This is a genomic window from Streptomyces sp. NL15-2K (genome assembly GCF_030551255.1).
Lineage (GTDB): Bacteria > Actinomycetota > Actinomycetes > Streptomycetales > Streptomycetaceae > Streptomyces.
Genome location: NZ_CP130630.1, coordinates 7,892,604 through 7,917,267, shown reverse-complemented (window position 1 = coordinate 7,917,267; position 24,664 = coordinate 7,892,604). Strand labels below are relative to the sequence as shown.

Here is a 24,664-nt window from a genome sequence, read left to right as displayed (position 1 = left end):
CGGTCAGGGACCACTCGCGCGGGCGGCGCGTCTCAGGTCCGGCGGGCGCGCCTGGCCGTCAGGACGCGGCTGCGTGCGGCGCGCGCCGTGGCCGCCGAGGTGCCCGGTACGCGCTTGCGCGGCTGCTTCGTCATGGACTCGAGGAACCTGCGCTGCGCGTTGAAGGAGGCGTGCTCGAAGAGGCGGACCATCGGGAACCGCACACCGAACTCGCTCTGGATCTCGGAGTGGAGGACGACGATGGTCAGCGAGGTCCCTCCCACGTCGAAGAAGTTCGACTCACGGTCGGCCAGGGAGGTGGCTCCGCCACCGGCCACGGAGAGCCAGATCCGCTCCAGCCGGTCGGCGACCGACCGGGCCTTCGGACCCGACGGTCCCTCGTCGGCCGCGTGCCGGGCCCGGGCCTGCACATGGGCGCGAGCGGTCTCGGACAGCGCCTTACGGTCGATCTTCCCGTTGGGGAGCTTGGGCAGTTCGGGGAGAAAGAGGTAGGCGGAGGGCAGCATCGCGCTCATCAGACGCCCGCCCAGGTAGTCGCGCAGTTCCCGTTCGGCCGTCGCGTCCCCCTCGACGACCGCGACGATGAACTTGGTGAACCGGTCCTCCTGCGCACAGACGAAGACATCGCGGACGCTGGGGTGGGACTGGATCGCGGAGCGCACCTCCTGCAGTTCGATCCGGACGCCCGCGATCTTGATCTGGTCGTCCGCCCGGCCGAGGATCTCCAGGTCGCCGTCCGCGCCGCGCCGCCCGAGATCCCCGGTCGGGTAGGCGAGGACCCGCTCCCCGTCGAGGTGGAGTTCGACGAACGGCGAGACGATCCGGCCGTCGACCAGATAGCCGTACGAGGGGTGCTCCGCCACGATGTGGATCTCCCCGGCGACACCGTCGGCGCAGGGCTTCCTGTCCTCGTCCAGGACACGGCTGCGCGACTGGGGGAGGTTGCGGCCCACCGGCTGGATGCCGGCGGCCGGCCGGTGCGGCACCCGGTGGAAGTGCTGGGCCAGTGTCGTCTCGGTCGGGCCGTAGAGGTTGACCACCTGGCAGTTCGGAAAGAGATCCTGCCACCTGCTGACCAGGGCGCCGTCCAGAGGCTCGCCCGCGAAGAAGGACAACCGGACGCTCGCCGTCGGATCGCTCTCCGTGAGGCCGGACATCCATACCTTGCCGAGCGAGGGGACCAGGTGGAAGCCCGTGATCTCCTCGCTGCGCAGGAACTCCCGTACTCCGGTGGCGTCGAGGTGCCGTTCATCCGGAATACACAGTGTGGCGCCCGAGATCAGGGGCGTCAGGGCGTCTCGGAACCAGACGTCGAAAGACAGGTTGGTGAGATGGGCGAATCGATCCTGCGGACCGATGTCGAATTCGCCGGACTGCCATTCCAGGAACCGGGACAACCCCGTGTGGCTTCCGACGATCGCCTTGGGCTTCCCCGTGGACCCTGAGGTGAAGGCGATATAGGCGTAGTCCTCGTTGTCGAGAATCCCGGCCGGACCGCCTGCGTCCGTGGGCCCGGAGCCGGGCCGCAAAGCGATTTGGTGGCCGTTCGCGCAGTCGACGGTCGCCCGCGCGTGACCGGAGTCCAGCATGGTCTGCCGACGCACATCCGGCAGTGCGTCATCGACGAGCATGACGATCCCCCCAGAAATCCACACACCGAAGACGGCCACGATCACCGACGCGCTGCGTCGACCGAGAATGCCGACGGCGTCGCCGGGCCCGATGCCCTGCGCTCGCAGGTCGTCCGCCACTTTCCGGGCGCGCGACAGGAGTTCGGTATATGAAAGGGCTTCTGAAGCGGAGCTGGTTGCGGTCGCGTCAGCGAATTTCTCACACGCCCGCTGCAACAGGCCGTCGACCGTCTGCACGAATTACTCTCCAACTTGAGAAGTGCGGCGAATAGGGGAACTGGCTTCGATGCTTGCAGCGGGATTCAACCAGCGTCAAGCGGCAAAAATATGCCGCGCAATATCCGAGGGGCGGATCTCCGGATGCCGTCAACCCTGAATTAATTTGCACAAATGAGACAGCTCGGGCAGTGCGGCCCCAATGATGCCCCGGCCGACAGCCGCACTAACCCCACGACCGCTGACCGGTAAATATTTGCCGGTTACCATCAGTACGATCACAGACCGTCGTGCTGAAGGTCACAGTGCGCGGTTCTGCGCATCCGATAGCATACGGGTGGGCTGCTCGGGCTCATTTCGGCAGGGCCGTCGTTGCGCCTCGGTCTCTGATTGCTACAACAGGGGGGTATTTCAGCCGGTGTACCACACCACTAAGCTCCCGGACTTATTACGCGCTTGGCGGGCGGTGGCGGGAAAGAAATTGCAGCGCGGCAGGCCGCTTCCCCAAAGAGAGGTCGCCGAGCGCATGGAGGTGAGCGAACGCTGGTACCGCAATCTGGAGAGCGACATGGGGGCACCGCTCACTCCCGAGACGTTGCAGCGCCTCTCCGACGCACTGGCACTCGGTCTGGACGAACGCTTGGCCCTGTACCGGCATGTGCACGTGAATGCCGATCCGGTCGCACCGGGACCGGAGGGACAGGAACAGGCCCTCGCCACACTCACGCACCTGCTCGCCACTCATGAGCAATACCCCGCCTATGTCGTCGACCACGCGTGGAACATGCTCGACTACACGGGCCCCATGGCGACGTGGTTTCCTTGGGTCCGGGAGCCTGAAGCGAATCTCCTGCGTTGGGCTCTCACCACGCCGACGGCTCGCGAACAGATCACCGAATGGCCCCGGCACGCCGCGCTCTATCTCGCCCAGCTGCGATTCTCTCTGGCAACAAGTCGCAACAACAGGCAACTCGGGGAAATACTCGACGAGGTGCTCCAGGACCGTGAATGCCGGCGACTGTGGGAGCAGGACGCGAAGGTCATAGCCTATCGCCAGAGAAATAGTTTCCGACTGCGAATCCCGCATGTGGCGTCGGGGGACATAGTCGTCACATCACAGGTTCTGCTTCCCGCCTATCGGCAGGATCTCCGCTACGTGCTCCTGTTACCCGAGTCCGACTCGGCGACGCCTCGCAGCCAGGAACGACAATGACTCTATTCGACGACACTTCAGAGTATCTGTCTTGGAGGAAACAATCTTGAGTCGGCAGGCGGAAATAGCAGCGGTGGCCGGTGAGACGCGGCCCCCGGCCGGGACGGATGGCCGCGCACTCGTCGCCGCCTCGGTCACCGTGGTGCTGTGGGCATCGTCATTCATCTCCATTCGCAGCTCCGCCGAGCATTTCGAACCGGGCCCACTCGCCTTCGGGAGGCTGGCGGTGGCCTCGGTCGTGCTGCTCGCCATTCTGCTCGTCCGGCGCGAGGGATTCCCGCCCCGCGAAACGTGGCTCGGCATCGCCACCTCGGGGATCCTGTGGTTCGGCGCGTACATGGTCGCCTTGAACTGGGGCGAGCGAGAGGTGGACGCCGGCACGGCCGCGATGATCGTCAACATCGGGCCGATCCTGATGGCGCTGCTGGGCGGATGGCTGCTGAAGGAGGGCTTTCCACCCCGGCTGATGGCGGGCGTGGCGGTCTCGTTCGTCGGGGCCGTGATCGTCGGACTGGCCACCTCCAGCGGAGAAGAGGCATCCGTCGTCGGTGTGCTGATGTGTCTGCTCGCGGCGGTGGTGTACGCAGTGGGTGTCGTACTGCAGAAGCCGACATTGAAGCACGCCACCCCGCTCCAGGTGACGACGTTCGGCGCGCTCGTCGGGGCGCTGGCATGCCTGCCATTCGCAGGTCGGTTCGCGACGGAGGTGAGCCGGGCCCCCGCGTCCGCGACGCTGCAGGTGGTGTACCTGGGCGTCTTCCCCACGGCGCTGGCGTTCAGCACATGGGCGTATGCGATATCGCGAACCACTGCCGGGAAGATGGGTGCCACGACGTACGCCGTGCCGGTGCTCGTCATCGTCATGTCGTGGCTGTTCCTCGGCGAGGTGCCCGGCTGGCTGTCCCTCCTCGGCGGGCTCCTCTGTCTGTCCGGGGTCGCGGTGTCACGCATGCGGGGCAAGCCTGAGGAACGGACCCCGCAGGAAGTGGGCGAGAGTCGAGCGGCTGCGCAGTCCGAGCCCCAGAGGGCCTTGTGACGACGGCCGGCACCGAGCCGGACCGGAGCTGTACTCGGTCGCCAGGAAGCGGACCCCGGAGCAGTGCCTCCATGTTGGCCTCGACAAGACTCTGCTTCGACACCGCTGCAGCCAGTGTGGCCGACGCTCAGCAGCAATCTAGGTAAGCAGGTCAAATTATGACATTTCCAAGTCGCGGGACGTACGCGGGACCGGAAGGCTAACGCTCCGCCAGGTGGCCCACTGACCTGCGAAAACGTCTGGGAACTGCCCGGCCTCCGGAGCCGTGTGCGCAGGTTCGAATCCTGCCGGGGGCACCGGAAATTTAGGCCCTGACCAGCGGAAACGCCGGTCAGGGCCTTTCTTGTGCATGCCAAAACGCACGGCCTACTTGGCCATAACCACTCAGTCCGATGAGCCTTCGACCTGCGGCTTTGCGGCGCCACACAGATGGAATCCCAAATATCCGATCCCGCAAAATCGCCTTGCGTGGGCTATTTGCGGGACGGAGAGCCGCAAGGCAGCACCGTCGCCGGAGGAAACCTACTGTGACCTGCATGTTTTCCGACGAGGGCGGTCGGAAGGCACACGGAGAAACGGGCCGTTTGACTTTGGCGGGGCCAGTGCTTGGCATGCCGTGGGCAGCCCGTCGCCGCGTCGGATGCGAGCGTCGGTACCACGACGCAACGGCTCACGGCATGCTGGGCACTTGAGCAGGTACGCCGCAGCCAGGATCTACGCGCTTCCGGAGTCGCTCGACGAGTTGGTCGGGCTGGCCTCCGGCGCCGTGACCCTGTCCCGGCACATCGACTGGGGCCCGCGCTATGAATACGACCTCGCCGACGATGCCGACCTGCTCCTGATGTACGAGCGGGTCATCCGTGAGGCCCAGTCCGCCGCTGACCTGCGGGCACACCTGAACGCCAGTCTGTTGCGCCGGCACTGGACGGACCTGTTCCTGCCCGCTCCGGCCCATGCGGCCTGGCAGACCCGCTTTCCCGAGCTGGCACCTGCGGCAGCCGCGGCGTAGTGGACGAGTTGCACTGCCGACTGATCCGCATCAGGCTCGACGCCCTCGCCGACGACTTCGGCTACGCCCTTGCAGGCGGCTACTCCGTCCAAGCCCACCCGATCGTCAACCGGGTCAGTAACGACGTCGACCTCCTCGCCCCGATCAACCGGGCCACCGCGAAGATGCCCGCAGGGGCCTGTGGGCTGGGAGACGCTCAATGCCTGGATGCGCTGGTTGACCATCGCGGCCCGTCCGTACAGGCGGCGCACGCGCCCCAGCGGCGCTCCACCGGCCTCCAGCTCGAACACGCCTTTGCGGACCGTCGTCTCGCAAATTCTCTACGCACCCTCAGGTCGGCATCCCGCGCTCGGCAAGGCCGCTTTCATAGGCGATGATGACCAGTTGGGCGCGGTCGCGGGCATGCAGCTTGGAAAGGAGGCTGCTCACATGGGTCTTCACGGTTGGCAGGCTGACCACCAGTTGCTGGGAGATCTCGGCGTTCGACAATCCGTTCGCGATCAGCACGAGCACCTCCTGTTCCCGCTTGGTGAGCCCGACGAGCCGCGGGGCCGACCGAGCCGTTTCGTCGCTACGGGAGAAGTTCGCAATGAGGCGGCGCGTGACCGTGGGTGCCAGTACACCCTCGCCGGTGGCGATGACGCGAATGCCGGCGAGCAGGTCGGACGGCGAGGCGTCCTTCAGCATGAATCCGCTCGCGCCCGCCTGAAGGGCCGGGTAGACGTAGTCGTCCATGTCGAACATCGTGAGGGCCAGTACCCGTACACCGGCCATCGTCTCGTCGGAGCAGATCTCCCGCGTGGCCGCGATGCCGTCCATGACGGGCATGCGCAGATCCATCAGGACGACGTCCGGTTTGAGTTCCCGGGCGAGTTCCACTGCCCTGGCGCCGTTCCCCACCTCGCCTATCACCTCCATTCCGGGTGTCGAATCAATGAGGACACGGAAGCCCCCGCGCAACAGCGCCTGATCGTCCGCGATCAGCACCCGGACCGCCTCAGTCATTCCGCATTCCTCGCACGCTGCTCATCGGGGCCATCGGATCCGCGATTTTAGCAGTTCCGTTTTCTCAACTGCTTTGCGCCCACGAGCTGTTGAGACGAAAGCAGCCAGGGCGAGGCGTCCCGCGGATGTCACGACCCGTCGATCACCAACTCACCCGCCCCCCTGTCCCCGACCGTGACGGTGGCGCCGTACGGCTCCGCAAGCCGGGCGAAGTCGGTGAGGATGTCCTTGGCGTCGACCGGGCCTGCCAAACGCGGGCGGTCCCGGCGGTGAACCGGCTGGCCGAAACCCAGTTCGATCGGGTGGAGGCGGGCGCCAACGAGCGCGCCGTCGTCGAACGTGAGCACCGGCACGAGCGACTGCCAGTACTGGCGGTGCGGGGCGAACAGCCGACGGCCGTGAGCGACGAGTTCGGCGAAGTACCGTCCTGGTGTGAGCTGTTCGCCCGCGGCGACCCTCGCGTAGTCCTCGGCGGGGACCCGGTCGGCGCGTTCGATCTGGCTGACGATGTTTCTCAGGCTGTAGAAGATCGGTTTCTGCCGGTAGAGCTCCACGCCGCGGAGGAGGTGCGGGCCGTGTCCAACCACGATGTCGGCGCCCTCGTCGATCATCCGGTGGGCGAACTCGCGCAGGAATTCGCCGGGTGTCTCCGGCGTCGGGCCGAGCTCGTGGGAGTGCACGCTGACCATGACGAGGTCCGCACGGCGCCGGGCCTCGACCACCCACTGGGAGATCTCGTCGAGGTCCTTCGGGTCGCAGGTGGTGGTGAAGCCTGGTGTGTCCGCGGCCTGGAAGCGCGTGGCGAACAGGGTGAGCCGGTCGGGCGAGGGCATGGCGGGATCGAAACCGAGCAGCGTGCGCGCCTCGGCCCGCCGGGCCCGTAGCCCCGTCGATCTGCCGGAGCACGTCCATCTGAGCGGGCGTCACCTGCAGCGGTCGTGCTGTACCGCAGTGGGTTCGCCTCTGCGCCCTGTGCCAGCGAGAGGGACGCCTCCGGCAGCTTCCACCAACGTATCTGTCGCGACCGGCCGTCGGCGTCCAGTTCGAGCCAGTGCCCGGTGCCGAGCGGGTCGATACCCCGGTGGACAGGCCTCAAAGCTAGCGGCCAGGGCACTCCGCCGGGCACCAGCAGGCGGGCGGCCAGCACCGTCTCGTCGAGGCTTGCGCCGGTGAACCGCAGCAGCGGCTCCATGCCGCTCGCCGCCACCGTGACCCCGTCGACCACGGCGGTGAAGATCTGTCGTACGCCGGCGACCGAGCCCTGGACCCGGGTCCTGCTGTCCATCGAAGCCGTCAGATGAAAGAGCCCTGGCAGCCGGGACGCGCCGTATCCACGTCGTGGAGCGAGCGCATCCGGCCGAGCGCGGCCGTCGTGGCCGTCTCGTCCAGCCAGGTGTGTCCCAGCAGCACCATCCGCCGCGGGTCCGCTTCGACCACCGTGACCTCGTCCTGGGGCCAGTCACCCACAATCCAGGGCCGCCCCGACGCGTGATAGATCCGGTGTGCCGCCCGCAGGTCCGCGGCCAGTCGGACACCGGCCGGGCAGTCCGGAAGAACTACGAATTCCATGTCGCCTCGTTCCCCGGGCGGTGCCGGTGCGCCCGAGCGCACCGGCACCGGTGTGATCACCAGAAGCAGACGACGGCGTAACCGCAGCCAGCGAAGTCCTCGCAGCTTCCGACGCCGAGGCACTTGGCGAGCTCGTCGAAGTCGCCAACTTCCTGAAGGGCGGGGGGCTCGTAGATCGCGGACATGGTTCGTCCCAGTGGTCAGATCGTTCGGGCCGACCTGTTCGGCCCTTGATCTGTCTGGGAACCTACGGAGCGACATGTCCCACAGGCATGGGGCACATGCCTCATGCCAGTCCCGTCACGCGTCCCAGCGACTGTGCCGGAAGTAGCCCGCGGCCAGCGCCGCCACGGTCCACACGAGCAGCACCGCGAATCCGGTGTGCGCGTCGTTCGAGTCGACGTCGAGCATCCGCATGCCGGCCTGGTCGGGAAAGTACCGCGCCACCTCCCTCGTCGCTCCGATGACGGAAAGGATCTGGGTTCCGGCGAGCACCATCGGGAGCAGAGTGGCCAGCGGCAGGATGGCGCTGCGGGCCATCGCGGCCACACCCGCCGCGAACAGGCTCATCAGCATCAGGTAGACCACCGCGCCGGCCAGGGCGCCGGGGACGCCGCTCGCGTCGATCGCGGCGCCGTAGGATCCCAGGGCGAGCTGGGTAACCAGGTAGCTGACGACGGTGACGGGGATCGCGATGGCCGCGGCGGCGACAGCGGTGACGGCCATCTTCGCCGCGTAGAGCCGGCCTCGCCGGGGCACGGCGAGCAGCGAGACCCGCATCATGCCCGACGCGTACTCGCTGGAGACGATGAGCACTCCGAACACGATCAGGGCGAGTTGGCCGTAGAGGATGCCGTCCAGGCCAGCCTGCTCCGGGGTGAAGTCGGAGCGAAGCCCAGGGCTGTCGGATTCGATCGCGCCCTTCGTGGACCAGCCGCCCAGGGCGGCGATGAGGACGCTGACGGGAACGAACAGCAACAGCGCGATGAACGTGCCGCGGACGCCTCGCAGCTTGGTGAACTCAGCCCGGATGGCCGCGACTGTCTCAGACATGGGTGTTCCTTCCTCCCTTGCCGATGAGCTCGAGAAAGGTGTCCTCAAGGGATCCCGTGTGGGTGCTCAGCTCTTCGAGCGAGAGCCCGTTGGCCGCGGCCAACCGGTTGATCTCGGCCGCCGACATGCCGCCGACTTCCAGGCTGCCGTCCGATGCGAGCCTCAGCGAGGCTCCCTTCCGTTCCAGTTCCCTGTTGAGCCGCAGCGGTTCCGGTGTCCGCACGCGTACGTACGTACGTCCGTGGCGTTGGATGAAGTCCGACATGCTGGTCTCCGCGAGGAGCTGCCCGCGGCTGATGACGATCAGATGGTCCGCGACCATGGACATCTCGGTCATCAGGTGGCTGGAGACGAGGACGGTCCGGCCTTCGGCGGCCATCGCGCGCAGCAGTTCGCGCAGCCACCGGATTCCCTCTGCGTCAAGGCCGTTGACCGGCTCGTCGAGCACCAGGACGGGCGGGTCGCCGAGCAGCGCCGCGGCCAAGCCGAGTCGCTGGCCCATCCCCAGGGAGAACGTGCCGATCCGCCGCCGGGCCGCGTCCGTCAGGCCGACCATCTCCAGGACCTCTCCGACCCGTTGCCGGGCGATCCGGTTGCTCTGCGCGAGCCACAACAGGTGGTCGGCGGCGGTCAGGCTGCGATGCGGGGCCGATGTCTCCAGCAGGGCACCAACATGCCGGACCGGGTACCGCAGTTCGTGATAGGCACGCCCGTCGATACGTACGGATCCGGTGTCCGGGCGGGTGAGGCCGAGCATCATCCGCATCGTCGTGGACTTCCCGGCTCCGTTGGGGCCGAGGAATCCCGTGACGGCCCCGGACCGCACCGTGAAGGTGAGGTCCACGACGGTCTTCTGCTCGTACCGCTTGGTCAAGTTCTGGACGTCAATCACATGGTGAGTCTCATCGGGCGTCCCGCCGGCAGCATCGGTCCCGGGTCGGGACTACCGGACGGCCTTCGCGGGGCCGAAGCCATACTTGCGGATGAGTCCGCCCGGTACGAATGAGTCCGGCTCAGTACGGCGGCGTCGCCAGGACCCGGAAACCGCCGCCCGGCCTCGGTCCGGCGCTGAGGGTGCCGCCGTGCGCGGCGACCCGCTCTTTCATCCCGACGAGGCCCATCTGGCCGCCGGGCACGCTCGGCCGTTTCCCGGGCCCGGGGCCCTCGTCGGCCACGTCGATCGTCAACGTGCCCCGCTCCGCGGTGAGGTGCACCCGGCAGCGGGTCGGCGCGGCGTGTTTGATGACGTTGGTCAGCGCCTCCTGGACGATCCGGAACGCGGACAGCGCGACACCGTCCGGAGGTTCCTCCGTGCCGCGAGACCGCAGGTCCACCCGCACGCCCGCCGCCTCCGCCGACTGGACCAGGGAGGGAAGGTCCGACAGCCCGAGAACCGGCCTAAGGTCCTGAGCGCCCTCCTGGTCCCGGCGCAGTACCTTGAGGGTGGCCCGCATGTCGCGCAGCGCACCGCGGGCCACGTCCTCGATCATCGTCAGGGCTTCCCGCGCCTCCTTCGGGTGGCTGGCGACCACATGGTTGGCGATCCCGGCCCGGACTGCGATCAGGCCCACGCTGTGCGTGACGACGTCGTGGATGTCGCGGGCGATGCGCAGGCGTTCCTCGACCTTCGCCTGCTCGGCCGCCTGCTCGATGGCACGCCGTATGCTCTCCCGCCGCTCTCTGACCGCCGATCCCGCCGCCCAAGTGGCGCCGAGGACGAGCAGTCCGAACACGACCTGCACTGCCTGGGTCCCACCCTGGTAGCTCTGCCCTCCCGTCACCGTGAGCAGGGCCGCGCCCACCGCGCACTGCCCGGCGATGAGAACTGCGGACAGCCTTGGTTGCCGCCGCCTCGTCGTGGCCACCGTGTACAGGGCGTAGGCGGCGGCGAAAAACGGGGGCGGTCCGACACCGACGGCCGACGCCACGCAAGCGGCGGTCAGGACGAACACGAAGACCGGCACGGGCCACAGCCGCCGGGCGATCAGAGGCAGCGCGGTGCTCAGCGACAGCAGCCATACGGTGCCGCCGCTCACCTCGGCGCTCATGGCCGGCCGCAGCAGCGACACCTGCGGGAGCAGTACGAATCCGAGTGCGGCCAGCACATCGAGCATGATCAAGCGCCGACGACGGACATCACCCATGCCCTTGAACGTATTCGTTCGGTTCGCGGTGCGTCCAACGTGTTCGTGCGATTTCCTTCTGCAACGGCCCGGGTCCGGTGCAGGTCCGTCCCGACCACCCGACCGGGTGGGGCACGATGAACGCGGCTGCCCGGAAGCCGGGGCCGACCTGACGAGCAGCCATGTATTTAACCCCGGCTCAAGGTGGCTTCCTGCCACCGACGGGTTCGAAGAATTGTTGCAGGCCGTGAGCCGCAGATCGAAACGTCTTCGCATTTGCTGGGAATTTCCTGTCCCGGGCCGTGGCCCATGGCGTCGCGTACGTCCCCGGCGCCCCGTTCTTCGCGGGCCCGGCCGACCCGGCAACCCTGCGGATGTCATTCACCGCGCACACCCCTGAGGGGATCGAGGAGGGCCTAATACGGCTCGCCAAAACTTTCAGGCGATCCTCGCCTACAATGCTCCCATGACTGGCTTACGGCGCCCAAAGTTTATCCAAGAAGCTTCCTTGCCCCCCGACGCCATGCCTCGACGGCTTGGAATTATGACGGCAGTGGTGCTCACGCTGCTGACGGCGGATCTAGCCACAAAGCAGATAGCGTTGACGCATTTCTCGGTCACTGATCCGACGCAGACACTCGGCGGGCTTCTGAAATTCACGCTGGTCTTTAATTCCGGCGGAGGGTTCTCCTTCGGTCAGGGTGAAACGTGGTTCTTTACCACGGTGAAAATTGGGGTGCTCATCGCCATGCTGGTGGTGTCGCCCCGGATCCGCACCCCCGTCTGGGCAGTCTCCTTCGGGCTGATCATGGCCGGTGCCGCGGGGAGTCTGATCGACCGGATATTCCGCGCGCCCTCTCCATGGCAGGGGCATGTCGTGGACTGGATCCAGCTGCCGCACTGGCCAGTCTTCAACCTCGCCGACTGCTCCGTGGTGTGCGGCAGCGCACTCGTGGCGTGGGCCTCGTTCCGGGGAATCCACCTGGACGGCACCCTGGAATCCGCCGTACGAGCCGAGTCAGCCGAAAAAGGAGCAGCCAGTGTTGAAAACTGAGGACGGGGCCTAAGTTCGATCGTTCGCGCGCCCCTCCCCGGCGGCACGGCATCATGGTCCTCCTCGGCCCCCCGCACCAAGTCCGCGCGGCCGACGCGCTGGTCTTGTGGCAGACGAGGTGAGTGTCAGAAGATCTCGGGCGGTGACCGCAGTCTGTGTGCTACGCGTACTCGTGCAGGAGTTGCTCGATGCGCTGGTTGGCGATCTCCTGCCGCCCGTACAGGCACTTGGCGTAGCGAGTCATGAGGACCTCGACGCTGTTGCCGGCACGTTCGGCGACCTCGGTGGGGTCGACGCCAGCGTTCAGCCACGTGGACAGAGCTGAGTGGCGCAGGTCGTAGGGGCGGGCCGCGAGCGGGGATGCCACCAGGTCGGGCAGGAAGGCGAGTTCGCGGGCCTCGTGCCAGACACGGTCGTACGTGCCGGAGGCGGCAATGCCGCCGCGCTCGTTGAAGAACAGCCGCCCGTCGTCGGCGGTGCCGAAGGTGTCGATGCTCTCCCGCCACAGTGCCACCAGCTCCGGCGGCAGCGGCACCGGACGGGTTTCGCCCGGCGGGCGATCTTTCAGACCACGCTCGTCATGAAGCCGTCCGGTGTCGGTCCACTTCTTGCCCGCCTGGGGCCGAGTGATGTGCAGGGTCACCCTGCCCCAGCCCTCAGTCGGCAGGAGGCAATCCGGCAGGGTCACCGCGACCGCTTCCTCGGGCCGCAGCCCGCGTAGTACATGCCGCCGAACAGCCCGACCAGCCGCCGTCCGCGAGCCCGCTCGTAACTGCCGACGTAGGAGACGGCACAGAGCAGGGAGCGGGCTTGGGCAGGGTTGGCGACCACCCGCGGATCGACCTGCTTGACGGTCTGGACGATGCGCCACTTGATGGAGGCAAGCGGGTCGGCGGGCAGCTGGCGCTGCTCGATGGCGTAGCCCACCGCGTTGACCAGGGTCATGCGCTTGTGCCGCTGGGTCTCGGCCGCTGCCACCGTGCCGTCCTGCTTCAGGCGCAGGACCTCCAGCACGGCCCGCATCACGGCCGGATCCAGCATGTCGGTCAGCGGGCGTGAGGCGCCCGCCACCCAGCGCAGTGCGAGGCGCACATCGGTCGGCATGCTCCGCGGCTCGGGCCGGGGCACGACGAACGCCCAGTCCCGCAGCGTGCGGCGCAGCAGCTCGTCGCTCGGGCGGCCCCGTACGTCGCGAAGCATCGCCTGGGTGATCGCGCACAGGGCCTCGTTGGTCTCGCTCCGGGTCTTCGCCGCGATCTTCGGCCAGCGCATGTCCAGATACTCGAGCGCGAAGGCGTACCAGCTGACGCCGACCGCGCGTCCGCGAGCCGAGCCACAGCCAGTAACCACGCGATCCTGCTCACGGGCTGCGCAGTCCCGGACGGAACGGACCAGTTCGGCACCGAACACATCGGCCAGCTCCCGGACATCTGCCGCTGCGATCGCGACGTGGCCGTTGCCGCGCGGCCCAGCGATCACGGTTCTTCCAGCGCGTCTCCTCTTGGGCACTCCATGCACCGGGAATGCCGCATTCCTCATGGCGCCCACCACCTTTCTACCCAGGTGAACGCGTACGCCCATCGGAGCAATGGCGTCCCAGAAGCCACGCTGCCCTGACCTGGAAACAGGGAGCCGGCAAGGCACCCTTACGGGGAGGATTAAAGGTAGGATAGGTAGCATGAGTGACCCTACCGGCAAGTACTCGATCACCATGCCCCGCGACATCGCCGAAGCCGCCAAGGCCCGCAGCGGCCCCTCCGGGCTGTCCGCCTACGTCGCCGCCGCCGTCGCCCGCCAGATCGAACGCGACAACCTCAACGAACTCATCGCCGTCGCCGAAGCCGAACACGGGCCCGTCACCGACGAGGAGATCCAGGCCCTGCGCGACCAGCTCCACCAGGCCCGCCCCCGGCAGACGCAGAGCGGGGCGGACGCCGCGTGACCCGCTCCCCAGCCGTCCCCGGCGGCACGCTCGTCCTCGACAGCGAAGGACTGGCCAAGGCCGTGCTGCGCGACCGCACCGTCACCGGCTGGCTCGCCCTGGCCCGCGCCGACGACCTTCGGGTGATCACGTCCGCGGCCACACTCGTCGAGGTGGTCCACCCCCGCATCAACCGTCCAGCCTTGGAGTGGACCCTCTCCCGCCTCGTCGTCGAGCCGGTCACCGAGCCCATCGCCCGCCACGCCGCCACCCTGCTCGCCGACGCCGGCCTGCACGGCCACAAGTACGCCATCGACGCCATGCTCGGCGCCACCGCCCTCGCCGCGACCGGACCCGTCACAATCCTCACCTCCGGCCCCGAGGACCTCATCGCGCTGTGCGGCGCACGCGTTACCGTCATCAAGATCTGAGACCCAGCGTCTTGCCAGGGCTCGGGACTATCAGGAATCCAGGAATTCGGTGTTCACCACTCGGTTGGCGTAGAAGTTCCTCGAGGAATCCCTCACCCTGCGCGCCCTCTTCGACCACGCCCCTCAATCCCGTGACACGAAGTACGCACGGTGCTGCACCCTCGAAATGAGTCCCTGATCGTGATTGCGCTCAAGTCGGCGGCACTGCCGAAGGAGCGCGGAATATAGCCGCAGATCGCCGGTTGGCCAAACCGGCGATCGCGCGCATCATTGATGGTCCACCGCCACTACCTGCCCGTACGCCGGAAGGCACGATCACCAGGTCAGCCACAAGCGCACAGTCCCGCGCCCTCTGTCACGGACGCAGCGGACGGCTACACCGCGGCGTAGCTGACCCGGAACAGGTCCACAGTTCGCTCCACGTCCCGCTCAGCACTTCCAGGTCGCCCGTGCCGTGGTGTGCAAGCCCCGTCACATCCCGGGTGACCGGGGATCAGCTCGACCTCGCCGGCGTCGGCCTTCAGGTGAACGAGGAGCTTCTTGCCTCTGGGGGGGCAGGCGAAGTTCCGCAACCTCTTGGTACGCCCGGTACTGCTTCTGTTCGGTGCCCAAAAGGGAAGGGCACCGGGTCGATGCTTGCAGCGCCGGTGCTCGCGTACGGTGTGCACGTCGCGGGTGAAGCCGCCGACGATACAGATCAGCCTGGGCGCACTCCACAACACCTGGGCCGCGACGGCGGGCCCGAGCCGGTCGCGGACGAGGTGCCGGAACTCTGCCTGGTGGTGCACCAGCCACGCCATGCAGTAGAGGCCCTGATGGATCACGCCGGCGTCAGTGCCGCGTTTGTGCGCCACGACCACCGGCGCCCCGTTCTCGTCGAGGCCCAGCGAGTCGATCCGACCGCCGTGGACCGGGCCGGTGCTGCACTCGCTCGCCAGGAACCGGACCTCGAGCAGCTTCTCCATGTTGCCCTCGACGATGCTCTGCACATCGGCCTCGGCATTTGTAGAGCTTCAGGTCCGGCACCGCCCCTCCATGCAGCCGGTGTGGCCGACACTCAACAGCAGGGGCTGCCGAATCTATTTCCGGGTACTCCGCAGGCTGGCACCGAGGATCCCCGGGACAATGCAATCGAGGCAAGCAGGTCAGAATAGGATATTTCCAGATCGCGGGACATGCACGGACGACGGGGCTAACATTCCGTCAGATAGCCTGCTGAACTGCGAAAACGTCTGGGAACTGTCCGGCCTCCGGAGCCGTGTGCGCAGGTTCGAATCCTGCCGGGGGCACTCCGGAAAAAGCTCCTGACCTGCAGAAATACAGGTCGGGAGTTTTGCGTGCATGCCAAAACGAGCGTGTGACCTGCATGAATTGTCGTCTCTAGCGTCGGAGCGTGAACGCGCAGGACAGCGGTGGCGATCTCCCCGTCCTTCGAAGGTGGTTGGACGGTGCGCGGTCCCAGCCGCTGCGGTGGTACTTCGAGTACCGGCGGCCGGGCTTGCACCCCAGCGTCGTCGTCGCGTGATGGAACAGCCCAGCCCTGGCCGTCCTGCGCGCCCGAGAGCTGGACGCGAGCTGGACGCGAGCAAAGCAGAACGGCCGTGGGGGGCGGGACGGGGCCCGAAGCCTCCTGGCTGAGTTGGGGAGACGGGCGGTTCGGCCTGTGCGGAGACCGTATCGCCCGTATGGCCCGTACCCTTCGTGGTGCCTACGGCGTTACATAGCGGGCGCCAAACCACTGGAGGCAACACCTCGTGCTGATTGCTCAGCGTCCGTCCCTGACCGAAGAGGTCGTCGACGAGTTCCGCTCCCGGTTCGTGATCGAGCCGCTGGAGCCGGGCTTCGGTTACACCCTCGGCAACTCCCTTCGCCGCACCCTCCTGTCGTCGATCCCCGGTGCGGCTGTCACATCCATCCGCGTCGACGGCGTGCTGCACGAGTTCACCACCGTGCCGGGCGTCAAGGAGGACGTCACCGACCTGATCCTGAACATCAAGCAGCTCGTCGTGTCGTCCGAGCACGACGAGCCCGTCGTGATGTACCTGCGCAAGCAGGGCCCGGGTCTCGTCACCGCCGCCGACATCGCACCCCCGGCCGGTGTCGAAGTGCACAACCCCGACCGCGTCCTCGCCACGCTCAACGGCAAGGGCCAGCTCGAGATGGAGCTGACGGTCGAGCGTGGCCGCGGTTACGTCTCCGCCGTGCAGAACAAGCAGGTCGGCCAGGAGATCGGCCGTATCCCGGTCGACTCGATCTACTCGCCCGTTCTGAAGGTCACGTACAAGGTCGAGGCGACCCGTGTCGAGCAGCGCACCGACTTCGACAAGCTGATCGTCGACGTCGAGACCAAGCAGGCGATGCGTCCGCGTGACGCGATGGCCTCCGCCGGTAAGACCCTGGTCGAGCTGTTCGGGCTGGCCCGTGAGCTCAACATCGACGCCGAGGGCATCGACATGGGCCCGTCCCCCACGGACGCCGCCCTCGCCGCCGATCTCGCCCTGCCGATCGAGGAGCTGGAGCTCACCGTTCGGTCGTACAACTGCCTCAAGCGCGAGGGCGTCCACTCCGTGGGCGAGCTCCTGGCGCGCTCCGAGGCCGACCTTATGGACATCCGTAACTTCGGTGCGAAGTCCATCGACGAGGTCAAGGCGAAGCTGGCCGGCCTGGGCTTGGGCCTCAAGGACAGCCCGCCCGGATTCGACCCCACCCACGCTGCCGACGCCTTCGGCGCGAACAATGACACGGACGCCGGTTTCGTGGAGACCGAGCAGTACTGAACGCTGTGCTGACGTGCAGACCGTGCCGTTATCCCGGCGATGGGCTGAGCGTCGGCCAGCACACCGGCGAGGGCGCCGGGCACCGGCCAGGGCGGCGACGCACCTGGCGCTGTCGTCGTAGTTACAGGCGCTGAGGGTGAGGGCGCCGGGGTGCCGAGGCCGCCGGGAGGTACTGGGGACAGTCCCAGCCCTCGCCGGTGTGCTGGCCGACGCTGCCGACGGACTCCTTCGTACGCGCGTCGAGGGACCCCAGTAGGTCGAGGTCGAAGCGTCGCCGCCCCAGTGACCAGACCCGTTGCAGCAGCGAGCCTTCCGGATCGCGTCCAGTGCCCTCGGAGGGCACCAGCCCGAGCACGGTCCGCTGTGCGCGAAGCATCCCTGTATCGGCCTGGCAGTCACAGCCGAGCGCATCCTTCATCCGGTAGGTGCCTCCAGCCACTGCGGGAACAAGGACATCAGCAATCCCTGTCCTCGCTGGCCAGAGGCACTTCCTCTGCGTCGGGGGCAAGGCCAACGGTCGCCCTACATGAAAGCCCGAGGTCAGTTGTAGGCGTTGAATTCTGCGACTGACCACCAGCTACGCGCAACGTTTCCGGTATTGACGACCTTGATGTAGCGAGCTGTTTGCGTCGGGAAGGAAATCAGGTGGACTCGTTGGCCGTCCGCTACGGAAGAAACCTTGGTCCAGTCGGTTCCGTCCATGGATACGTATACGTCTGCGCTTCGCGCATAGTCGCTGACACTGCCGCCGACATCCAAAACGATCTTGCTGAAGATCTGCGTTTGTCCCATGTCCACTTGGATCCAGAGGCCGTCGTACTGCCCTGTTCCGGAGCTGTACCGAGTGTCGGAATTACCGTCGAGCATGTTTCCGGGCGCATCCCACTGGCTTGCGTCCGAAGCCTTTGCGGTCCAGCCCGTCCGCGGCAGCGCAGGACCAAGATCTATGACGTCGAACGATGATCCACCTGCGTCTGCTCCGCTGGCCCCCTTCACGGAAACCGTGACCTTCCCCGCTGGAAGCCCCCTCGGGACGTAGGCGCTGATGCTCGTGTCCGACCAGGTGTCTATTTCGGCATAGCTCGATCCGAAATACGCCGTACCCAGCCCCTGTGCATCACCGAAACCAGAACCGCGGATCGTGAACTTGGAGCGCGGCATGCCTCGTTCCGGCTTGAAATCGCTGAAGGTCGGCGACGGGAAGCTCGACAGCTTCTTGGTCGTGAACATCGCCGAAGTCCCGCTCGGCAGCGTATAGGTGTACGAGCCGTCGGTGGATATCTTGAAACTCTTGCTGTCGGTGGTCCCGTTGAATGCTACGGTGACCTGCTCCCCTTCCTTGCTGGTCCAGTTCTTCAGCTGGAGGCCGTTCGGTATCGCTGCCGGAGCTGTGATCGATCCGGTTCCATGCGCAGACCCGTACACCTCGATGTCGCCGATGGCCCACCAGAAACCGGATGGCGCAGTACTGACGATGCGAATGTACTGTGCCGTTCGGGTCGGCAACGTGACGGCTATCTTGCCAATGCCCCCGCTGCCGCTCGCAATCGCGCTGCCCCAATCGACTCCGTCGTTCGAAACGTAGATCTGATACTTGGTGACGTAGTCGAAAGAATTGTTCACGCCGGTGTCGAAGACGATTTTGTTGAAGCTCGTGGGGCTCCCCAGGTCGATCTGGAACCAGTCGCCGCTCGTCGTCCCGTGCCCGAGACTCCACCTGGTGTTGATGTCGCCGTCGATCGCGTTCGCGGCCACACCCCAATCCGGCTGCGCGGAAGCCGTGGCGGTCCATTTGCTACGGCTCAGCGCCCTTCCGGTCGTCTGGACGGAAGCTCCGATCGGAAGGGAGTACGTGACCAGCTTGTTTCCGGTACGGATGGAGTTCTGGTAGAGCAGCAGTGCCGGGTCGTACGTGACGGTGACCGGGCCGGATGCCGACTTGAACGTGAAGTCGTGTGTCGGGTCCGAGACCTTGGTCGCTGCGGGGGTACGGCCGCTCTGCGCAGGCCCGGAGTACGTGAAGGTGACGGCGTCGCCGGCGTTCAGGGTGTAGTCGAACGAGTGGGTCCCGTCCGCGACGCTGAAGGTCTTCGCCGCGCTGCCCGAGTTGTGCGCGATCAGGACCTTCGATCCGTCCGGGTTCTGGAACGCGACGTTCTCTATGCTGCCTTCCCCGAAGGTGTTCGAGTAGATCCGGCGTGCTCCGGGCTTGACGAACCTGCTGGCGTGAGCGAGGGCGTGGTAGTCCACGTTGTAGGTCACCCGCCCGTCGGCCGGGTCGATCGTGAGCAACCCCCGCAGCATGGGTATGCCGGCCGTGTCGCTGTTGAGCGGGCCCCGATCGGGGTCGAGTGCGATGTTCCACAGCATCACCCCGTTCGCCCAGTTGCGCGTTCCGTTGATGATCCACGTACCCAGTGCTTCGCTGAACGCTGTCTGGTCGCTGTCCTGCCAAACGCCTCCGGTGGCTTCCGTGATGAACGTTTCCTTGCTCGGGTAGTCGTTGTGGACCAGCGTCTGGTAGTTCGGGTTGCCGCTGTAGATGTGCCACCCGGTTCCCGCGGTGTACTTGGAGGCTGCGGGGTCGCTGAAAATCGTCTCCGGATACGAGGGCACGTCCCAGTTGTGGTCCCAAGCCAGGATCTTCGTGGAGATTCCGTTGGCTTCGAACGCCTTGCCGATCTCCTGAATCAAATCGGCTTCCTGATACGCGGACAGGAACATCCCGGGCCAGGTGGGCGTACCCATGGGTTCGTTCTGCGGGGAAATGTAGGAGATGGGCACGCCGGCTTCGCCATAGGCTTGGATGAACTTGACGAAGTAGTCGGCGAGCGCGGAGGTGTACTCGCTCTTGAGAGTGCCTCCGATCATGGAGTCGGAGGTCTTCATCCAGCCTGGTGGGCTCCACGGGTTGGCCATGACCTTGATGGACGGGTTGAGCGAGAGAGCCTGCCGCAAGGCCGGAATGATGTACGGCACGTCATGCTGGATGGAGAAGTTGGACAGCGTCGGGTCCGTTTGGCCCGCGGGCATGTCGTTGTAGGAGTAGTTCCCGGACGCGTTGAAATCCGTGGCGCCCATCGGCGAGCGGAGCAGGCTGAGGCCGATTCCCTTCGAGGGATCGAACAGCTCCTTCATCAGCTTGGTCCGCTCGGCAGGGGACAGCTTGTCGATGAGCCAGGCGGAGGAGTCGGTCATGGCCGCGCCGAAGCCTTGGACCTTCTGGTACTTGACGCTGTCGTCGATCTTGATCGTCAGCGGGTTGGCCGTTCTCCTCGCCTTGAACAGCACATCGTCCTGACCGGCGACCCACTTGCCGGCCGATACGTCCGTCAGCCACACACGGACGGAATTGTCACGTGAGGCTTGCTTCAGCTGCGGGGCGGCGATGGCGTTCCCGGAAATCTGGGTCCAGGCGGCGGCGACACCGACTGCGGTGGCCAGGAACTGGCGTCGTCCGAGACCGTATGAGCTCATGGAAGATCCTCCTTCGGACCTGCTTGTTCAGTACTTGGGAGAGCGGGTGGGACACAGTGCCGAGGTGGGGGATCGACCGGTTGGAGTCGGTTCTACGGCGACGCCGGCGCCGACTCTGCGACGCCGGTGCTCGGCTCCTTGATCACGAGCGGGTGCAGTCCCCACGCGTCGACCGCGAAGCCGAGGCGCGTACCCGGGGCGGTGCGGGCCTGAAGTCGCCACGGGCTCTGCCCTGTGGGGTAGAAGCGCAGGGTGAGGACCTGGCCGGTGGTGATCAGGAAGACTTCGGCGATGGAGTGGTCGACGACGACGCGCAGGTCGACAGCCCGGTCTGCCGGGCAGGGCATCCGGTGGGAACCGCCGCGGGCCCGGGGGTCCAGTGAGGCGTGGTCACGGTCGACGACCAGTTCGCCCGCGTCGGCATCGAGGCGGATGTCGAGGTATTCGGAGCCGTCCGGGGTGGTGAGCAGCCGCAGACCGGCGTTTCCAGCGGTCTGCTCCAGGCGGGCCGTCAGGTCGAAGGCCCGGCCCACGCTGCCGAGTTCCACCGGCTGCGGGCCGTGCGTCGCGCCTGCAGCGTGGATGGTGTGGTCGCCGCGCAGGGCGAGCAGCTCGGTGGCGGGCTGCTGACGCAGCGTGCCGCCATCGTCGACATGGATCTCGCGGGGCAGGGTGAGGACCCCGGCCCATCCGTCCGCGACGGCCCAGGCTTCGTCGCGGGCTTCCCACGACCAGCCCCACAGCAGCCACCGGTTGCCCGGTGCGCGCAGCAGGGCGGGTGCGTAGTAGTCGGGGCCATAGTCGGCGGGCACCGCCGGGCCGGCATTGAACTGCCCCTCGTGTTCTTCGCCGATCAGGGCTGCGACACTCTGCGGGCCGGTGGGTTCGGTCCATGTGCTGAGGATGAGGGCGCCGGGTCCGTCGGGTGCCGGGAGGTACTGGGGGCATTCCCAGCCCTCGCCGGTAAGCAGGTCGGTACCACCGATGGGCTCCGGACGGCGGGCCGCGAAGGGCCCCCGGTAGGTCCAGGTCTCCAGATCGGGCGAGTCGTAGAGCAGAGCAGCGGCGCGGCCGTCCGCGAGGGCGGCGCCGACCAGCATCCGCCAGCCGTCGCCGTCCTGCCAGACGTAGGGGTCGCGGTACATGGTGCAGCCCTCGGGCAGCTCGGCGATGAGCAGTTCGCCCCGCGGGTGGAAGCTTCTGCCGCCGTCGTCGGAGACGGCGGAGGTGACCGGCTGGTGCTGGGGCGAGCGGTCCTCGCGGTGCGCGGAGTAGAAGGCGACCAGCCGTTCGCCGTCGGAGACGGCGTTGCCGGAGAAGCAGCCGTCGGCGTCCAGGCCACCTGGGGTTGGGGACAGGGCGATCGGCAGCGGCTCCCAGGTCAGCAGGTCGGGGCTGCGGAAGTGGCCCCAGTGCAGGTTCGCGTGGGTCGCGCCGTACGGGTTGTACTGGTAGCACACGTGGTAGTGGCCGTCATGGAAGACCAGCCCGTTGGGGTCGTTGATCCAGTTGCGGGGCGGGCGCAGGTGCGCCACGGGGCGGTGCGGATCGCGGGGTGTGGTGGACACACGCGTGCCTTTCGGTGTTTCAGATGGAACCCGCCCCGCCGGCCCTCGATTTGGCGGGGCGGCAGGCCGGCGGGGCGGGGGTCTTCAAGCCCGTATGCGGTCTTCAGATCTGGATGCGGCCTTCAGGTCCATACGCGGTCTTCAAGTCCGGATGCGGAATCCTGCGCTCAGCTGCTGCTCCCGTCGTGAGCTGGGGCCGACGCGGAGTGCGAACTCACCTGGTTCGACCACTCGGCGGTTGTCGGCTGTGACGAGTGAGCACTGCACGGCAGGGACGCCGATGTGGACGTCCAGGCTTTCGCCGGGAGGGATTTCGACCTGGGTGAACGCCTTCAGCTCCTGCTCGGCCCAGGTGACGCTGGTGGTCAGGTCGCTGATGTATGCCTGGACCGTTTCCAGGGCCGGACGGCTGCCTGTGTTGGTGAGTCGTACGGTGGCGTCGACGGTGCCGTCGGCGGGGACGTCGAGGTCGTGCACGACAAGGTCGGAGTAGGTGACGGTGGTGTAGGAGAGGCCCTCGCCGAACGCGAACATCGGGTCCTGGGTGAGGTCCGCGTAGCGGTTCCCGTGCTGGCCTCGCACCTGGTTGTAGAAGACCGGTTGCTGTCCGACGTGGCGTGCGAAGGAGAGTGGGAGTCGGCCGCTGGGTTCGGTGAGTCCGAGGAGGAGTTCGGCGATGGCGCGGCCGCCGCGCATGCCCGGGTTGAACGCCTCGATGAGTGCCGCCGCGTTCAGTGCCGAGTCCGGGAGGGTACTCGGCTTGGACTGAGCGAGTACGACGATCATCGGTGTTCCGGTGGCGGCGACCGCGTCCAGCAGTGCGATCTGACTTCCCTGGAGGTCGAGCGTGGCCGTGGAACGCACCTCGCCGGTGAGGTCGATGGTGTCCCCCACGACCACGACGGCGTAGTCGGCGGCCTCTGCGGCGGCGATGGCCTCCCGAAGTTGTGCCTGGTCGACCGGGGCGGGGGCGAAAACGGGCGGCTGCGGTTGGCCGTCGGGCCCGGTGGACCACCCGGTGTCCTGGTCGGGGCTCGCGATGTCGGCACCGCGGGCGTACGTGATGGTCCACTCGGCGGGTGCGACGGCGCGAAGGCCGTCGAGCACCGTCTCCACCGACTCGCGTGGATGTCCTTCGGGCATCCATGGGACCTGGCCGGTGGCGCCCGCCCAGTCGCCGAGCATGGCCTCCGTGCTGTCGGCGTTGGGGCCGATGACCGCGATCGTCCGCGGCGTACCCTGGCTCACGGCGCGACCCGTTCCCTCCGGGGTCAGCCCGCCTTCGAGGGGCAGGATGCCCTCGTTGCGCAGCAGCACCAGGGAGCGTCGGGCGGTCTCAAGGTTGAGGTCGGCGTGTTCGCGGCAGCCGATCACCCGCGCCTGCCGCTCGGGGTCAGGAGTGCGCGGGTCCTCGAAGAGCCCGAGCTCGAACTTCAGCCGCAGAACCCGCCGTACCGCGTCATCGATCTGTTTTTCCTCGACCAGGCCGCGCGCGACTGCCTCCTGCGCGCCCTCGAAGAACTGCGGCGTGGCCATGATGAGGTCATTGCCGGAGGAGACGGCGACCGCCGCCGCCTCGGCGTAGTCGGCGCAGGTCCGCTGGTCGTAGACCATCCGGCCGACGTTGTCCCAATCGGTCACCAGCGTCCCGGTGAAGCCCCACTCGCCCTTGAGCACGTCGTTGATCAGCCACTCGTTCGCGGTGATGGGCACCCCGTCGATGGACTGGTAGCCGAGCATGAAGCCGCGGCAGCCGGCACGTACCGCCTGCTCGAAGGGGGGCAGGAACCATGAGCGCAGCTTGCGCGGGCTGAGTTCGGCTTCGCTCGCGTCGCGCCCGCCCAGGGTTTCGGAGTAGCCCGCGAAATGCTTGGCGTACGCCAGCACGCCTGTCGGGTCGCTGAGGCTCTCACCCTGATAGCCCCGCACCATCGCCGCCCCGAGTTCACCGATCAGGAACGGGTCCTCGCCGAACGTCTCGTTGATCCGGCCCCAGCGCAGGTCCCGGGTGATACACAGCACCGGGGAGAACGTCCCGTGGATTCCGGTCGCCGCGATCTCGGTCGCGGCCGCACGGGCGACCCGGTGGAGCAGGGAGGCATCCCAGGAGCAGGCCATGGCCAGCTGGGTCGGGAAGATGGTCGCCCCCGGCCAGAACGAGTGACCGTGGATGCCGTCGTCGGCGGTCAGCAGCGGAATGCCGAGACGTGTCTGCCGGGCCAGTTCCATGGCCTGCGGCATCAGCTCGGGCGACACATGCAGGACCGATCCGGCCAGCTTGGCCGACACGATGTCCGCCAGGTCCCCGTGTTGTCCGTCGAGCATCAGCAACTGCCCGACCTTCTCCGGCAGGGTCATCCGGGACAGCAAGTCGTCGGTTCTCGCTTCCACGGACGCTTCCGGATCCAGGTACACGGCAGAGTGGACCGGCTGTCCCACGGTGTTCTCCAAGAGATGAGTCGTCACAGATCAGAGTTGATGGGCGACGGCGAGCGCTTCGCCGCAGCGACGCCACCGCCTGCTGCGGTGGGCCTCGCGGGCCGTCCGTCCGCCGCCCCGGGCGGGACCAATGCCGCAGAGG

21 protein-coding genes, 1 tRNA gene and 2 pseudogenes are annotated in these 24,664 nt (G+C 67.1%); 9 read left to right on the top strand and 15 right to left on the bottom strand.

All coding sequences use genetic code 11. The features are described from left to right. Nucleotides 1-32: 32 nt before the first annotated feature. Entirely contained in the window at nucleotides 33-1,868 is a 1,836-nt protein-coding gene (locus Q4V64_RS35855) for a non-ribosomal peptide synthetase (protein WP_124436746.1), read from the bottom strand. Nucleotides 1,869-2,373: 505 nt separating this feature from the next. Here Q4V64_RS35855 and Q4V64_RS35850 point away from each other — a divergent pair. The 3 genes from Q4V64_RS35850 (at nucleotide 2,374) to Q4V64_RS35840 (ending at nucleotide 5,105) form a co-directional block, all read left to right on the top strand. Continuing rightward, a complete protein-coding gene (locus Q4V64_RS35850; protein WP_253266622.1) occupies nucleotides 2,374-3,060 on the top strand; it encodes an XRE family transcriptional regulator in 687 nt (228 codons plus the stop codon). A 73-nt stretch (nucleotides 3,061-3,133) separates the two neighbouring features. Further along, nucleotides 3,134-4,096, top strand: a complete 963-nt coding sequence (locus Q4V64_RS35845) for a DMT family transporter (RefSeq protein ID WP_124436775.1) — start codon at nucleotides 3,134-3,136, stop codon at nucleotides 4,094-4,096. Nucleotides 4,097-4,784: 688 nt separating this feature from the next. Beyond that, complete coding sequence (locus Q4V64_RS35840; RefSeq protein ID WP_124436748.1) at nucleotides 4,785-5,105, top strand: hypothetical protein; 321 nt, start codon at nucleotides 4,785-4,787, stop codon at nucleotides 5,103-5,105. 330 nt (nucleotides 5,106-5,435) lie between these two features. Here the strand turns inward: Q4V64_RS35840 and Q4V64_RS35835 are convergent, their stop codons facing one another. The 7 genes and pseudogenes from Q4V64_RS35835 to Q4V64_RS35805 all read right to left on the bottom strand — a co-directional run bounded on the left by Q4V64_RS35835 (nucleotide 5,436) and on the right by Q4V64_RS35805 (nucleotide 10,876). Continuing rightward, a complete protein-coding gene (locus Q4V64_RS35835; protein WP_124436749.1) occupies nucleotides 5,436-6,110 on the bottom strand; it encodes a response regulator transcription factor in 675 nt (224 codons plus the stop codon). 128 nt (nucleotides 6,111-6,238) lie between these two features. Next, nucleotides 6,239-6,943: a CapA family protein gene (locus Q4V64_RS35830; protein ID WP_124436750.1), complete on the bottom strand. Its 705-nt coding sequence runs from the start codon at nucleotides 6,941-6,943 to the stop codon at nucleotides 6,239-6,241. A gap of 125 nt (nucleotides 6,944-7,068) precedes the next feature. Further along, nucleotides 7,069-7,679 (bottom strand): annotated as a pseudogene (locus Q4V64_RS35825) (lasso peptide isopeptide bond-forming cyclase); the annotation flags it as partial. Between the two features lie 56 nt (nucleotides 7,680-7,735). Further along, nucleotides 7,736-7,864 (bottom strand): aborycin family tricyclic lasso peptide, encoded by a 129-nt coding sequence (locus tag Q4V64_RS35820; protein ID WP_124436751.1) that lies wholly within the window; start codon nucleotides 7,862-7,864, stop codon nucleotides 7,736-7,738. Between the two features lie 115 nt (nucleotides 7,865-7,979). After that, a complete protein-coding gene (locus tag Q4V64_RS35815) occupies nucleotides 7,980-8,732 on the bottom strand; it encodes an ABC transporter permease (RefSeq protein ID WP_124436752.1) in 753 nt (250 codons plus the stop codon). Further along, nucleotides 8,725-9,624 carry an ATP-binding cassette domain-containing protein gene (locus tag Q4V64_RS35810; RefSeq protein WP_124436753.1) on the bottom strand — a complete coding sequence of 300 codons (900 nt, stop codon included), beginning with the start codon at nucleotides 9,622-9,624 and terminating at the stop codon, nucleotides 8,725-8,727. The genes Q4V64_RS35815 and Q4V64_RS35810 overlap by 8 nt, the downstream gene beginning before the upstream one ends. Nucleotides 9,625-9,745: 121 nt before the next feature. After that, a complete protein-coding gene (locus tag Q4V64_RS35805) occupies nucleotides 9,746-10,876 on the bottom strand; it encodes a sensor histidine kinase (protein ID WP_253266623.1) in 1,131 nt (376 codons plus the stop codon). A 278-nt stretch (nucleotides 10,877-11,154) separates the two neighbouring features. Here Q4V64_RS35805 and Q4V64_RS55450 point away from each other — a divergent pair. Together Q4V64_RS55450 and lspA are read left to right on the top strand one after the other, a co-directional pair. Further along, nucleotides 11,155-11,325, top strand: a pseudogene (locus Q4V64_RS55450) (PLP-dependent aminotransferase family protein); the annotation flags it as partial. After that, complete coding sequence (lspA, locus tag Q4V64_RS35800; RefSeq protein ID WP_348540816.1) at nucleotides 11,322-11,909, top strand: signal peptidase II; 588 nt, start codon at nucleotides 11,322-11,324, stop codon at nucleotides 11,907-11,909. The pseudogene Q4V64_RS55450 and the gene lspA, both read left to right, overlap by 4 nt. Nucleotides 11,910-12,069: 160 nt before the next feature. On the opposite strand, the gene Q4V64_RS35795 is transcribed toward lspA, so the two are convergent. Both Q4V64_RS35795 and Q4V64_RS35790 read right to left on the bottom strand, forming a co-directional pair. Beyond that, on the bottom strand, nucleotides 12,070-12,597 hold the full coding sequence (locus Q4V64_RS35795; protein WP_253266625.1) for a hypothetical protein: 528 nt from the start codon (nucleotides 12,595-12,597) through the stop codon (nucleotides 12,070-12,072). After that, a complete protein-coding gene (locus tag Q4V64_RS35790; protein WP_253266626.1) occupies nucleotides 12,594-13,388 on the bottom strand; it encodes a hypothetical protein in 795 nt (264 codons plus the stop codon). The genes Q4V64_RS35795 and Q4V64_RS35790 overlap by 4 nt, the downstream gene beginning before the upstream one ends. Before the next feature lie 199 nt (nucleotides 13,389-13,587). Between Q4V64_RS35790 and Q4V64_RS35785 the strand changes: the two genes are divergently transcribed. Next, nucleotides 13,588-13,851, top strand: coding sequence for a CopG family transcriptional regulator (locus Q4V64_RS35785; RefSeq protein WP_124436754.1), 264 nt, complete (start codon nucleotides 13,588-13,590; stop codon nucleotides 13,849-13,851). Next, complete coding sequence (locus Q4V64_RS35780) at nucleotides 13,848-14,261, top strand: PIN domain-containing protein (RefSeq protein WP_124436755.1); 414 nt, start codon at nucleotides 13,848-13,850, stop codon at nucleotides 14,259-14,261. Before Q4V64_RS35785 ends, Q4V64_RS35780 begins: the two co-directional genes overlap by 4 nt. Nucleotides 14,262-14,635: 374 nt before the next feature. On the opposite strand, the gene Q4V64_RS35775 is transcribed toward Q4V64_RS35780, so the two are convergent. Beyond that, the gene (locus Q4V64_RS35775) at nucleotides 14,636-15,250 is read right to left on the bottom strand and encodes a hypothetical protein (protein ID WP_303713703.1); all 615 of its coding nucleotides are present in this window, start codon (nucleotides 15,248-15,250) and stop codon (nucleotides 14,636-14,638) included. Nucleotides 15,251-15,471: 221 nt separating this feature from the next. Here Q4V64_RS35775 and Q4V64_RS35770 point away from each other — a divergent pair. After that, nucleotides 15,472-15,550, top strand: a tRNA-Arg gene (locus tag Q4V64_RS35770). Between the two features lie 465 nt (nucleotides 15,551-16,015). Next, complete coding sequence (locus tag Q4V64_RS35765) at nucleotides 16,016-17,038, top strand: DNA-directed RNA polymerase subunit alpha (RefSeq protein ID WP_124436756.1); 1,023 nt, start codon at nucleotides 16,016-16,018, stop codon at nucleotides 17,036-17,038. 121 nt (nucleotides 17,039-17,159) lie between these two features. Here Q4V64_RS35765 and Q4V64_RS35760 read toward each other — a convergent pair whose 3' ends face one another. From Q4V64_RS35760 to Q4V64_RS35745, 4 genes are all read right to left on the bottom strand, one after another. Further along, the gene (locus Q4V64_RS35760) at nucleotides 17,160-17,414 is read right to left on the bottom strand and encodes a hypothetical protein (protein WP_124436757.1); all 255 of its coding nucleotides are present in this window, start codon (nucleotides 17,412-17,414) and stop codon (nucleotides 17,160-17,162) included. Between the two features lie 164 nt (nucleotides 17,415-17,578). After that, entirely contained in the window at nucleotides 17,579-20,515 is a 2,937-nt protein-coding gene (locus Q4V64_RS35755; protein WP_124436758.1) for a discoidin domain-containing protein, read from the bottom strand. A gap of 92 nt (nucleotides 20,516-20,607) precedes the next feature. Beyond that, the gene (locus Q4V64_RS35750) at nucleotides 20,608-22,083 is read right to left on the bottom strand and encodes a glycoside hydrolase family 32 protein (RefSeq protein WP_124436759.1); all 1,476 of its coding nucleotides are present in this window, start codon (nucleotides 22,081-22,083) and stop codon (nucleotides 20,608-20,610) included. A 141-nt stretch (nucleotides 22,084-22,224) separates the two neighbouring features. Next, a complete protein-coding gene (locus Q4V64_RS35745; protein WP_124436778.1) occupies nucleotides 22,225-24,522 on the bottom strand; it encodes a glycoside hydrolase family 3 N-terminal domain-containing protein in 2,298 nt (765 codons plus the stop codon). Between the last annotated feature and the right edge of the window lie 142 nt (nucleotides 24,523-24,664).